Source organism: Psychrobacter sp. D2 (assembly GCF_013608135.1).
GTDB classification, from domain to species: domain Bacteria; phylum Pseudomonadota; class Gammaproteobacteria; order Pseudomonadales; family Moraxellaceae; genus Psychrobacter; species Psychrobacter cryohalolentis.
This window is the reverse complement of the sequence record NZ_JACDXZ010000001.1, coordinates 557,318-570,301: the sequence shown is the minus strand read 5'-3', so window position 1 is coordinate 570,301 and position 12,984 is coordinate 557,318. Positions and strand designations below refer to the sequence as shown.

Annotated in this window: 9 protein-coding genes; 6 read left to right on the top strand and 3 right to left on the bottom strand. The window is 41.3% G+C overall.

Features of this window, described 5'->3' with window-relative positions:
- Window positions 1–217 precede the first annotated feature (217 nt).
- The 6 genes from cysM (at window position 218) to H0262_RS02420 (ending at window position 8,377) form a co-directional block, all read left to right on the top strand.
- On the top strand, window positions 218–1,186 hold the full coding sequence (gene cysM / locus H0262_RS02445; RefSeq protein ID WP_181209568.1) for a cysteine synthase CysM: 969 nt from the start codon (window positions 218–220) through the stop codon (window positions 1,184–1,186).
- A gap of 62 nt (window positions 1,187–1,248) precedes the next feature.
- Complete coding sequence (locus tag H0262_RS02440; protein WP_181209567.1) at window positions 1,249–2,064, top strand: 3'-5' exonuclease; 816 nt, start codon at window positions 1,249–1,251, stop codon at window positions 2,062–2,064.
- Window positions 2,065–2,222: 158 nt separating this feature from the next.
- On the top strand, window positions 2,223–3,764 hold the full coding sequence (rlmD, locus tag H0262_RS02435; RefSeq protein ID WP_181209566.1) for a 23S rRNA (uracil(1939)-C(5))-methyltransferase RlmD: 1,542 nt from the start codon (window positions 2,223–2,225) through the stop codon (window positions 3,762–3,764).
- A gap of 368 nt (window positions 3,765–4,132) precedes the next feature.
- Window positions 4,133–6,673 carry a bifunctional (p)ppGpp synthetase/guanosine-3',5'-bis(diphosphate) 3'-pyrophosphohydrolase gene (locus H0262_RS02430; protein ID WP_181209565.1) on the top strand — a complete coding sequence of 847 codons (2,541 nt, stop codon included), beginning with the start codon at window positions 4,133–4,135 and terminating at the stop codon, window positions 6,671–6,673.
- Window positions 6,674–6,712: 39 nt separating this feature from the next.
- Window positions 6,713–7,636: a bifunctional DNA-formamidopyrimidine glycosylase/DNA-(apurinic or apyrimidinic site) lyase gene (mutM, locus tag H0262_RS02425; protein WP_020442722.1), complete on the top strand. Its 924-nt coding sequence runs from the start codon at window positions 6,713–6,715 to the stop codon at window positions 7,634–7,636.
- A gap of 300 nt (window positions 7,637–7,936) precedes the next feature.
- Complete coding sequence (locus tag H0262_RS02420) at window positions 7,937–8,377, top strand: hypothetical protein (protein ID WP_181209564.1); 441 nt, start codon at window positions 7,937–7,939, stop codon at window positions 8,375–8,377.
- Between the two features lie 99 nt (window positions 8,378–8,476).
- Here H0262_RS02420 and mscL read toward each other — a convergent pair whose 3' ends face one another.
- The 3 genes from mscL to H0262_RS02405 form a co-directional block, all read right to left on the bottom strand.
- Complete coding sequence (mscL, locus tag H0262_RS02415; RefSeq protein ID WP_181209563.1) at window positions 8,477–8,926, bottom strand: large conductance mechanosensitive channel protein MscL; 450 nt, start codon at window positions 8,924–8,926, stop codon at window positions 8,477–8,479.
- Window positions 8,927–9,182: 256 nt separating this feature from the next.
- Window positions 9,183–11,030, bottom strand: a complete 1,848-nt coding sequence (typA, locus tag H0262_RS02410; RefSeq protein WP_011512742.1) for a translational GTPase TypA — start codon at window positions 11,028–11,030, stop codon at window positions 9,183–9,185.
- A 354-nt stretch (window positions 11,031–11,384) separates the two neighbouring features.
- On the bottom strand, window positions 11,385–12,554 hold the full coding sequence (locus H0262_RS02405) for an OmpA family protein (protein ID WP_181209562.1): 1,170 nt from the start codon (window positions 12,552–12,554) through the stop codon (window positions 11,385–11,387).
- Between the last annotated feature and the right edge of the window lie 430 nt (window positions 12,555–12,984).

Here is a 12,984-nt window from a genome sequence, read left to right as displayed (position 1 = left end):
ATGTCGCAAATTTTTATTTTCCATAATAAATACCTGACAGTCACGATGTATTGACTTATTATTGACGCATTTATAAAAACATGGTTATTTAACACTTTAATACCATAATCTTATCAAATAATAAAAACGCTGCTGTTACCTCAAAGTATTGCCGAATATATAGCACTTTACTATAGCGTTAAACTACTTTAAAAATAGATACTATTAAGGATACTTTATGTCCGCTACAGCTCAGTCAAACGCCAATTTCATTACTCAAATTACTGACCTTGCTGATTGCGTCGGTCAAACGCCGTTAGTCAAATTGCAGCGCTTACCTGAACAAGAGCAGATTGACAATGGTGCTATCATGCTAGCCAAGCTTGAAGGTAATAATCCTGCTGGTTCTGTCAAAGACCGCCCTGCTTTTAATATGATTTATCAAGCGGAGCTGCGCGGTGATATTAAGCCAGGTGACATGTTGATTGAGGCAACCAGTGGCAATACTGGTATTGCATTAGCCATGGTAGCGGCGATGCGTGGCTATCCGATTACCTTGTTTATGCCAAGCAACTCAACCCAAGAGCGTAAAGACGCCATGACGGCTTATGGTGCGACGCTGATTGAGGTAGAAGAAGGGATAGAAGCCGCGCGCGACATAGCGCTACAAATGCAAACAGACGGTAAAGGTATTGTCTTAGATCAGTTTAATAACCCTGATAATAAACAGGCGCATTATCTGACTACAGGTCCTGAGCTGTGGGCGCAAACAGACGGTAAAATTACCCATTTTATCAGCTCTATGGGTACCACTGGCACCATTACCGGCGTGGCACAATATTTAAAAGAGCAAAACCCTGATATACAAATCATCGGTTTACAGCCTGATGAGGATGCAGCTATCGCTGGTATCCGCCGCTGGCCTGCCGCTTATATGCCAGGGATTTTTGATGCCGACTTAGTCGATGAGATTATGGATATCGATCAGCGCGTCGCTGAGGTTTATATGCGTAAGCTTGCTAAAACCGAAGGGATTTTTGCGGGCGTCTCATCAGGTGCAGCAGCATGGGCAGCCACACAAGTTGCTAAGGCAAATCCTGATGCCGTCATTGCCTTTATCGTCTGTGACCGTGGTGATCGTTATTTATCGACCGGCTTATACAATGTTGATGATAGTGTTGATGCCAGCTTAGATAACGTGAACTAAGATAAACTGTATACAATGCATTTAATATAGCTTTATCAGCCTATAATCAGGTAGAAACCTCTATGTCACAAGCTTTTTCGTCTGACCCTATTTTGGTCTTTGATATTGAAACGGTTGCAGATACCGATGCTGCCCGCCGTATCTATCCGCAATTGGCTAAGCTCAATGATGCTGACACGCTCAGTGCGTTGACTGCCATCCGCATACAAGAAGCCGGGCATGATTTCATGCGTTTGCCATTACAGCGCATTGTCTGTATCTCTGCTCTATATATTAAGGATGGTACTTTTTCATTATTTTCCCTTACTGCAGACAAATTTAGCGAAGAAGAGATTCTTGCCAAGTTTTTTCGCGCCTTTAATGATATTGCAAAACTGCCTAAACTGATCAGCTGGAATGGTTCAGGTTTTGATATTCCTGTACTTATATATCGTGCCATGCAATATGATTTGGCAGCGCCTTGGTTGTTTGAAGAAGGTGAGCGTATCAAAAACATGCGTTTTGACAACTATGTCAATCGCTTCCATACGCGCCATATTGACTTGATGGATCGATTTAGCCAATACGGTGCCAGTCGCCGCGAGGCGATGGATGTCGTTGCTAGTCTATATGGCTTGCCCGGTAAGACAGATGTTGATGGTAGTATGGTCGGCGAACTTGTCAGCAATAATGACTGGCAAACGCTGTCAATATATTGTGAATCTGATGTGATGAATACTTGGCTGATATATCTGCGCTGGCTGCGTTTGACCGGTCAGCTATCTTTGCCAGATTTTGCCATTTGGCAGCAGCAAAGCCGTGATTATCTAACAAAATTTACCCAAGTAGATGGCACGCCACGCCATCAGGCGTTTTTGAATGACTGGCTTATCAGCTAGCAATTTTAGCCAGTTGATATATTGATGAACGATACATGTAAGCGGTGATTATAGTTTTATAATCACCGCTTTTTTACTTTGTGAGCGCCTAATACCTTAGTCGCTTTATATGTTAAAATTGCTATTATTTTTAACACCTTCATTTTATAGGCAGGTTTATGCAACCCACCGATTCAAAGACGCTTACCAACGTAGATGCAACCGAACAGGCAAATGAGACGCAAACCATTACGATTCCGCCTAATAAGAAAAAATCTAAGCCATCATCAAAGACGCGTCGTCGTCTAAAAGATGCTGAGCCACTCCCCTTTACTATCGACGGCTTATCGCATGATGGGCGCGGCGTTGCGGTATACGGTAATGGATTTGGTGAAGCTGACGGTCATATCACTGACAAGCATGGCAAAAAAATCTTTGTCAGCTTTGCCCTGCCAGGTGAAAGTGCGTTGGTCAAGATTACTAATAGCCGCACGAGCTTTGAAGAAGGCGATGCGGTGAGCATCACTGCCAATCCAAATCCTGAGCGCGTGGTACCACCCTGCCCGCATTTTGGTGTTTGCGGTGGCTGTAATTTGCAGCATTGGCAGCCAGATGCACAAATTACATTTAAGCAATCTGTCCTTGCTGAGATGTTGGTTCATCAAGCCAATGTGGCACCTGATCACTGGCTTGAGCCAGTAGTCGGTGATCGCCTTGGCTATCGTACCAAAGCCCGACTGGGCGTACGTTATGTGGTCAAAAAAGAAACTGCTTTGGTCGGCTTTCGCGAGCGTTCTAGTAATTTCTTAGCAGAGTTAAATGAGTGTCATATCTTAGATCCGCGTATTGGCTTTGAGATTGAAAACTTAAAAACCCTTATTAGTACTTTAGATAGCCGTGACAAGATTGCTCAGCTTGAGTTGGCAATGGGCGAGCATTTACCAGAGCTGCCTGATGGCGATCAGCCAGTCGCGCTAATTGTGCGTAATCTTGAACCGTTATCAGATGGCGATATAGATAAGCTAAAAGTATTTTTTGCAGCACGTAATTGGCAACTGTATCTACAATCAAAGGGTGCGGATAGTATCCAACGTATTGCCTTGAGGGATACAGATGATTTAAGCGAGCAGTTTGGACGTTTGTATTATCAATTACCAGAGTATGATTTGACGTTTGAATTTATTCCCACCGATTTTACCCAAGTTAATCTGTCGGTGAATCGTCAGATGACCAAGCTTGCTTGTGACTTGCTTGATTTAAAAGCAGGTGAACGCGTTCTAGATTTATTCAGCGGTTTAGGCAATTTCAGCCTGCCTCTCGCGCGCTTGGTTGGTGAAACCGGCTCGGTCGTTGGTGTTGAAGGCAGTGAAGCTATGACTGCACGCGCCGCTGATAACGCGCGCCGTAATGGCATTAATAACACTGAGTTTTATAGCCAAGATTTGACGCATGACTGTACAGACAAACCGTGGGCTAACCAAGGGTTTGATGCGCTGCTTATCGATCCACCGCGTTCTGGCGCGTGGGAGATTATGCAATATTTGCCTAAGTTTAACGCCGAGCGGATTGTCTATGTCTCCTGTAACCCTGCTACACTTGCTCGCGATACCAAAGCATTGCTTGAACAAGGTTATCGTTTGACTCACGCTGGCGTCATGGATATGTTTTGTCATACTGGTCACGTTGAGTCCATCGCGCGCTTTGAAAAAATATCTGCTTAAACCGTATGTAATGGCAGAGTGTAGTATTAACCTATGATTTTTAGAGGCGTTAATCGCTGCAATTTAAGAATGATATCTGCGTTACTCGCATATGCGGCTAACGCTATCATTACAGAGCCTTGCTTGATTTGTCATCGCAACATGCGATAATAATAGTCACTGTTTTTATTATTTATAAAACATAGTGAGTCTAAGCGCTCATAATTCTATGCAAGATCCCTATAATTGATTTTATAGCTGCTAAAAAATGGATTTTTTAGCGGCTGTATTGATTTATAACTGACCATTTATCGATAGCAAGCTCATGTTTAGCTCTAGCATTGTAGATGCCGTTATTATCAAGTCAAAATAGCTAAGAGGAGTGGGCAATGGTAAAAATTCGTGAAGGATTACCGCTGGTAGATGGACAAACCACGCAAGCCGACAGTGCAACTTTGGCAGCGCAACTGGTCGCGAGTCAACGCTCGCACCAGTCTGCCAATAGCTATGCTCAAATCCCATTAGATATCAAGTATCAACTTGCCACTCATAAACTCCATACTACCTTTGATCGCTCTGTTAATTACGCCTACTACAGTCATGACTCAAATCTTGAAAATGACTATTTAAGGGATAAAATTCTTGATGAATCCGAGGCGTTTTCACAGCAAGAGCTTGAAGCGTTAGATTTAAATCAAATCAATATTGATGTACCTACTTGGCTTGATAATGTTGCAAAGCGTATTGGGCAAGATTCAGTACCCAATCTTAGCGCTGCCTGTGCATTCGTCCGTAATCACATGAATACCAGTGAATCGGAGCGTTCGGGCGCCTACGTGACTGGTATCGGCATGACTGATATCTTAACTTACCTTTATCAAGATGAAGATGCCCTTGTCGCTGCCATGCTCTATCGCAGTGCGCGCAAATCCATTATTAGTCTTAGCGAAATCGAAAAAAAGTTTGGCATCGATATCTCAACCTTGGTTAAAGATACCTTAGCGATGGGACAACTGTCTGAGATTATCGAAAGCAATAAGCGCTTAGAGGATCACTTCGTAAATAATCAGCGGGATCAATTATCAAATATTTATAGCATGCTGATCTCAGTGACAAACGATGTCCGAGTAGTACTGATTAAACTTGCTGAACGCACTTTTGCTATGCGCGAGCTGACCTTTTCCAATGAAGTTCGGCAAGCTCGCGTGGCGCGTGAAGTCATGACTATTTATGCGCCATTGGCACATCGCTTGGGCATTGCCCAGCTGAAATGGGAGCTTGAAGATTTAGCCTTTCGCTATCTTGCCCCTGATCGTTATAAAGAAATTGCCAAACTATTATCAGAAAAGCGTAGCGAGCGTGAGTCTTATATCCAGCGCGTACAAGATAGACTGAACGAGTCTTTAGCAGAATCTGGTATTGAGGGCGAAGTTTCAGGACGCGTGAAGCATATTTATTCTATTTATCGAAAAATGAAGCTTAAAGGATTGTCTTTTGATCAGCTGTACGATATCCGTGCGCTGCGAGTATTGGTGACCACTCCTTCAGACTGCTACCACGTGCTAGGATTGGTACATGGGTTATGGCGTTATATTCCTGAGCAATTTGACGATTATATTACCAATCCAAAATCTAACGGTTATCGCTCACTCCATACTGCGGTCATCGCTGAAAACAAATCGCTTGAAGTACAGATTCGTACTCAAGAGATGCATTTTGAAGCTGAGCTTGGCATGTGTGCCCATGTCAACTACAAAGAAGGGCTCAAAAACAAAAAGGACAATTACCTTAATCAGCGAATCAGCTCTTTACGTCAACTGCTGTCTATCAATAATCAGCCGCGCTCATCTTTATCAACCGGTGATGAATTAGAGGAAGTTGAATATGATGACGAAGAGCAATTGGTTGATTTTGATGAACTCGAACGTATTTACATATTTAGTCGTGATGGCGATATTACGGAGTTGCCAAAAGGTGCGACTGTGCTGGATTTTGCCTATTATGTTCATACGCAGGTCGGTAACCGTGCTCAAGCAGCGCGTGTCAATCAGCGTTATGTGCCGCTAACCTATCAGCTCAAAACGGGCGAGCAAGTTGAGATTATTACCAAATCTTCACGTGAGCCCAATCGCGACTGGCTAGTGGCTTCACTAGGCTATATTCATACCAATCGTGCCCGCTCAAAACTGCGTCAATGGTTTAACAAACAAGATCGCGATAAGAATATCGAAATCGGGCGTCAGATGCTCAGTAAAGAGCTTGAACGTCTATCGGTACATCCGAACAGCATCGATTTAAACGATTATACGCAACATTTTAATGTCAACAATACCGACGATATTGTGGTTGGTTTGGTGACGGGTGAAATTGGTCTAAATCAGCTTACCAGTCATATCTCTCGTCAACTGCATCTAGAGCCTGAAAGATCTGAAGAAGATTTTGCCCCTATTATTGATAAAAGAGATTCAGGTAAGCTTGATGCTTACAAAATCCAAATCGATGGCTTGGATAACATTGAAGTTGGCTTGGCAGGCTGCTGTCACCCTGTGCACGGTGAGCCTATCGCGGGCTACATTACTTTATCGCGCGGTGTCAGTGTCCACAATCGTGGTTGCCCTGAATATCTGCGCCTGATTGAACGTGATCCTGAACGCGAAATCAAGGCAGCTTGGAAGATTAAATCTGGTCGCTATCAGCCAGTTGATATTCATATAGAAGCCTATGATAGGCGGGGTTTACTACGCGATTTAACCCAAATCATTGATAAAGAAAACGTCAATATTCGTCAAGTTCAAACTCTGAGCAATGATGATAATATTGCCTTTTTAAAGTTTCATATTGAAGTGTCAGGGCTAGCACATTTATCCAAGTTACTTGCTAAGCTTGAACAGCAGCACGGTATCTTACATGCTCGCCGCGCTGTTGCCTGATAATACATTTAATTCTTAATAGAGATTTTATAAAATATTATGCCTGAGTTACCAGAAGTAGAAACGACAAAAACCAGTCTGACGCCTTTATTAGGACAAAAAGTCACCAACGTACAAGTTTTTCAACCAAAGCTGCGTTGGTCGGTACCTGATAATTTAGCAGATTTGATTGATTATACATTGGACAGCGTTGAGCGACGGGCAAAGTATTTAATCCTCAATTTTATACCGCTAGCTGATGATACTGTCTCATCTTCTGTTGAACCTAGGAATTTACAGCCGAGACAGCTTCTGGTTCATCTTGGCATGTCAGGTAGCTTGCAACAACACAGTCACGCAAGCGATAAGCGCAAACATGACCATTTGGTTATAAGTTTTATCGGCGCTGACGATACTCAAACTCAGCTACATTATTACGACCCCAGACGCTTTGGCTCTATCTTATGGCTTGAGGATTACGGAGATAAGCTACTAAACCATTTAGGACCTGAGCCTTTATCAGATGCGTTCACAGCAGAATATTTGTATTATCTTATCCAACGTAGCGAACAGTCCATCCAGACTCAAAGCAGCAAATCGTTTAAAAAGCAGCCTATCAAACGAGCCATCAAGTCAGTCATTATGGAGCAGCAAGCTGTGGTCGGCGTTGGTAATATCTATGCCACTGAGAGCTTATACCTCTCAGGCATCCATCCTGCTACTCCAGCGAATAAGATATCATATGACCAAATAGTAATTTTAGTCGCCCATATCAAAACGATTTTACAGAAAGCTATCAAGCTAGGTGGTTCAACACTACGTGATTTTACGGTTGCTGATGGTCAAACAGGTTATTTCCAGCAAACCTTGAATGTCTATGGTAGACAAGGTGAAACTTGTCCGCACTGTGATTCAGTTTTAGAGAATATCAAGCTCAATGGACGTGCCAGTGTCTACTGCCCTGTTTGTCAGCCAATTAATTAGATCTGGATTTTCCCATATTAATTTTTTTATCCAATATTCACTTAAATAGACCAGTCCGCCACTCTTTAACTACTTGTCATTAAAATAGAGCAATTAATAAACATATCCTTATATACTGCGCATTTTTGTTGCTTATTGATCCACATATTGCTTTAATAGTGCTTGCACTTACATAAATAATGCAAACCATTTATTTACCTGTAATATATAGGCTATTTCTCGTTGCCGCGATATCTCTATTTCTGTGGAGAAATAGCAACAGCCATTTATCATTCTATTTATGAGTTTTAGGATATCATTATGACTGCTCAAGCTAACACCAAACGCACCGCAAAGTATAAGCTATTAACTGTATTGATAAGTGCCAGCTTAGCTTTTGCAAGTATGCAACCTGCTTTGGCAGCGATAGAAATTGATGAAACAGATTTTGGTCCCTCTTATGAGACTATGGCTGTAGATACCGTTGTCGGCAAGCCATTACAGTTGATAGCAGCTGTAGCAGGTACAGCCGCTTACATCGTCAGTTTGCCCTTCTCTTTGATTGGCGGTAATGCTGACCAAGCACAGCAGAAGCTCTTTGTTGAACCATGGAATGCAATGAGTCGCTGCTTAGGCTGTACGGTTGCTGAAGACAACTATTACAAATCGCAAATCGTTGATAATAACGTTGTGCGTATCGTCGTTGATCAACCATCAGAAATTATTATTAATACCAATGACTATGTTGTCGTTAGACCCTAAACATAACTACTATTGAGTAGTTATAAAAAATCCAATAAAAAGAGGCTAACATGACGTTAGCCTTTTTTATTTTTTAATCTGACGGTCAGTAAAATATATTTACTTATTAATATTGCCAAGCTTAGCGCTAATTTCACGAAGCAATTGCACTTCTTCTGACGGCTCTTCTATTGCTTCTTCTATTGCTTCTTCTACCTCATCTGCACGGCGCAATCTGTTGACCATTTTTACCATCATAAAAATAATAAACGCCAAGATTAGAAAGTTAATCAGTACGGTAATGAAACTACCATAAGCCAATACAGGAATGCCAGCAGCTTTGAGGGCATCATTGGTTCGTGCCACACCTTCTGGCACATCGCCCAATATCAAAAACATATTCTTGAAATTAATTTCGCCGCCGACGATAAAAGCAACAATGGGCATGATCACGTCCTCTACTAAAGACTTTGTGATCGTAGCGAATGCTCCACCGATGATCACACCGACGGCCAGATCCATCACATTACCTTTTAAAGCAAATTCTTTAAACTCAGATACCATACTCATGATTTATCTCCTCAAAAATCTTATTGACCATAAGATAAGCGTATAAATGATGCATCCAACTTGGGATTTTAATAATAACCGTAATATTACTTGTTTTTTTAGTAAGTGATATCCAACTATTGTCTTTTTATTCTATGTAAAATGCAACACAAAAAAAAGCAGCATGGAATAGTTGATATATCACTATTCTATGCTGCTCACTAGATATCTTTAATGCGGAACCAAATAATGGATAACTACTATTTATTGTTCAATATTACGCACCTTTCTTACGACCATAACGTTTACGCTCACTTTCAGTCAAGTAGCGTTTACGAATACGTATCGCTTTTGGCGTTACTTCTACCAATTCATCATCTTGGATAAATTCAAGTGCTTGCTCAAGCGTAAACTTAACCGCTGGAGTCAGTGTCAATGCTTCATCAGTACCACTAGCACGAACGTTAGTTAACTGCTTACCAGTCGTCGGGTTCACTGCCATGTCATCATTACGTGAGTTAAGACCAATAATCATACCTTCGTAAACTTCAAGCTGTGGCTCAGCAAATAATTTACCGCGTTTTTGTAGGTTAAATAAAGCAAAACCTAAGCAAACACCTTTCGCCATAGAAACCAAGACACCGTTTGAGCGAGCACCAACCTCACCAACTTTTTGTGGACCATAATGTGAAAAGCTTGAAGTCATGATACCTGTACCTGAAGTCAGGGTTAAGAACTCAGAGCGAAAACCAATCAAACCACGGGCAGGCATTGTCGCTTCGATACGCATACGACCTTTACCATCAAGCTCCATATTGGTCATCTCGCCTTTACGCAAGCCAACCTGCTCCATGATAGGACCTTGATGCGCATCTTCGATATCGAAGACAACGTTTTCATACGGCTCTTGTAGCTTACCATCAACTTCTTTGACGATAACTTCTGGACCTGAAACGCCCATCTCGAAACCTTCACGGCGCATGTTTTCGATCAATACAGATAAATGCAGCTCACCACGACCTGATACTTTAAATTTATCAGGAGATTCTGTATCTTCGACACGTAATGCTACGTTATGAATCAATTCACGCTCAAGACGCTCGCGAATATTACGTGAGGTGACAAACTTACCATCACGACCAGCAAACGGTGAGTTGTTTACTTGAAAGTTCATTGAAACGGTAGGTTCATCAACTGTTAATGCTGGTAATGCTTCGACAGCACTAGGATCACAAATCGTATCTGAGATATTAAGCGAATCAATACCAGTAATACAAACGATGTCACCAGCTTGTGCATCTTCAACATCAATACGGTCAAGACCATGATAACCCATAATTTTCAAAATACGGCCATTACGGGTATTGCCATTTTTATCAATGACAGTTACTTGTGTATTGGTTTTTACTTTACCGCGCTGAATACGACCAATACCGATAACACCAACGAAACTATTGTAGTCAAGACTTGAGATTTGCATACGGAATGGTGCATCTGCATCAACCTGTGGAGCCTGTACAACATCAACGATAGTTTTGAACAGTGGCGTCATGTCATCAGCTAAATCATCAGCTTCTAGACCAGCAATACCATTCAATGCTGAGGCATAAACAACTGGGAAATCAAGCTGCTCATCAGTCGCACCTAGGTTATCGAACAAATCAAAAATTTGATCCATTACCCAATCAGGACGTGAACCAGGACGGTCAATTTTGTTGATAACAACAATAGGCTTTAGACCTTGCTCGAACGCTTTTTGCGTTACGAAACGAGTTTGTGGCATTGGACCATCAACAGCATCAACCACTAGAAGTACGCAGTCAACCATAGACATTACACGTTCAACTTCACCACCGAAATCGGCGTGACCAGGGGTATCCACAATATTAATACGATATTCAGTACCGTCAGTGTTATCTGTCCAACGAATGGCTGTATTTTTCGCCAAAATAGTAATACCACGTTCTTGCTCAATATCACCTGAATCCATTGCACGCTCAGCAATATTTGCACGGTCGCCAAAAGTACCAGACTGATGTAATAGCTTATCAACCAAAGTTGTTTTACCGTGATCAACGTGGGCAATAATTGCAATGTTACGCAGGTGTTTGATATCGTTCGCCATATAAAATGCTCGTTTCGTCTTAAAAAAATGCAGTAGCAGTAAGCACCGCTGGATAAACTTTTGCCATTAACCAGATAAGTAGTATTACGCTATGATCAAATAACCATACAATAGGTACAGCTAGATAATTAATAGAAGTAAAACATAGACTTATGGTGATGAATCCATCGTACAGATAGCTATGCTAATGTACACTTTGTCAATTTACAAAGTGTTTGGGTGGCTAGTATAGCATTATTAAATCATAAATTTATGTAATAACTTACTTTTCTCGATACATAAATAAAAAAAAGCCACCCATTGGATGACTTTTTTTGTAACTAATTAGCTCATTACATAATTAGTAGCTATTACTTATTGAACAACCATATCTTTAGTTTGTTCAACAGTCATTGTTTTGTCACCAGTGATGATGGCATAAACACGACGGTTCATAGCACGACCTTCTTCAGTGTTGTTGTCAGCGATTGGTTGGTCATAACCATAACCAACGGTTGATAGACGGTTTGGAGCAATACCAAATTCGTTAGTCAACATAGATTTCACAGCAACAGCACGGGCTTCAGACAGACGTTGGTTATAACGTGCTGATGGACCAGTTTTAGAAGCATGACCTTCAACACGAGCGGTAGAGTTAGGATACTCGCGCATCTTCTCTGCTACTTTAGCGATTTCAGGTTTGTACTGAGTTTTGATAGCTGATTTATCGTTATCAAAGAATACACGCAGTTCCATTTTCAATTCATCAGTAATATCTACTGGTACTGGGCAACCGCGCTCATCTACAACGACATTCATTGGAGTGCCTGGGCATGCATCGATACTATCAGGTACGCCATCGCCGTCTGAATCAAGATCAGATTCAACAACAACGATTGGTGGAGTCTGAACGTTAGGCTCTTGCATCGGTGGTACAGCTACTGCAGGTGCTAAATGACCACCAAGTACCACTTCTAGACCGGCCAAAGCCATGCCTTCCCACCAGTTTTCGTCAAAGTTATGAATCGCACGAGCTTCACCACGTAGGCTCAAAGCGTCGTTAATACGGTACATAGCACCTAGACCTAGGTTACCAATAGTATCTTTAGAACCAGTAACGAAGTTACCAGCAGCATCTTCAATTTCAATTTTAGAACGACCAGCACCAACTAATACATATGGCTTTAATGCACTATCAGTATAACCAGTAAACTGTTCAGTACCAATCAAGAAGTTACCAGTAATCATTTCTTGTTCAGCGTCATAAGGACCAGTCAATAATGGATTGTCACTTGCACCATCAGTATTTGAAACGCCATACTCTACTTGAAATTGAGTAGAAGGAGTAAGCTCAATACCTAATGCTGCACCAGTATATAAGCCGTTTTCTTTATAGATTCCGCCCATAGTAGCAGCTTGTTCTTCATCAGCACCTTCAGTGTAATGATAACCAAGTAGTAATGGGCTAATAGTTACGCCAGCGTTAGCTGCTAGTGGGGCTGCTGTGATGGCAAACAAAGCCAAAGCAATTTTATTTAATTTCATGAAACTTCCTCCAAAGGATAATTTTAGTAGTGCATTAAGCAAAACTATTGCTCAAAAACAAACATCATTTACGAACTTAAAATTACAAAGCAAAACCAATTAAGACGTAGCTTAGCGATTATCAATTCAGTTTACAACTTTTTTCGTAAACCAGCTACACATTATTACACGATAATGTCATAACTAAAACACATTAGCCCGCTTAACTTACTGAGAGCTAACACACTTTACACTCTTTATCTTTTGTATGTTAGGTCGCAATAGATGATGAAACGATTCCTACCTATTGTTGCAACTCATTTTAATACAAGTAGTTAATTTTCTCTATTATTAAAAGCATCTATTCACGAATTGAAACATTCTTTGACAGTAGACATATATTTGGTTTATATTTACAATTGTAGAAACAAACAATATTCTACTTATTCCA

What these genes read in the sequence shown, in the direction of transcription:
- cysM (WP_181209568.1), top strand. Translation starts at nt 218, where the DNA reads ATGTCCGCTACAGCTCAGTCAAACGCCAATTTCATTACTCAAATTACT.
- H0262_RS02440 (WP_181209567.1), top strand. Translation starts at nt 1,249, where the DNA reads ATGTCACAAGCTTTTTCGTCTGACCCTATTTTGGTCTTTGATATTGAA.
- rlmD (WP_181209566.1), top strand. Translation starts at nt 2,223, where the DNA reads ATGCAACCCACCGATTCAAAGACGCTTACCAACGTAGATGCAACCGAA.
- H0262_RS02430 (WP_181209565.1), top strand. Translation starts at nt 4,133, where the DNA reads ATGGTAAAAATTCGTGAAGGATTACCGCTGGTAGATGGACAAACCACG.
- mutM (WP_020442722.1), top strand. Translation starts at nt 6,713, where the DNA reads ATGCCTGAGTTACCAGAAGTAGAAACGACAAAAACCAGTCTGACGCCT.
- H0262_RS02420 (WP_181209564.1), top strand. Translation starts at nt 7,937, where the DNA reads ATGACTGCTCAAGCTAACACCAAACGCACCGCAAAGTATAAGCTATTA.
- mscL (WP_181209563.1), bottom strand. Translation starts at nt 8,926, where the DNA reads ATGAGTATGGTATCTGAGTTTAAAGAATTTGCTTTAAAAGGTAATGTG.
- typA (WP_011512742.1), bottom strand. Translation starts at nt 11,030, where the DNA reads ATGGCGAACGATATCAAACACCTGCGTAACATTGCAATTATTGCCCAC.
- H0262_RS02405 (WP_181209562.1), bottom strand. Translation starts at nt 12,554, where the DNA reads ATGAAATTAAATAAAATTGCTTTGGCTTTGTTTGCCATCACAGCAGCC.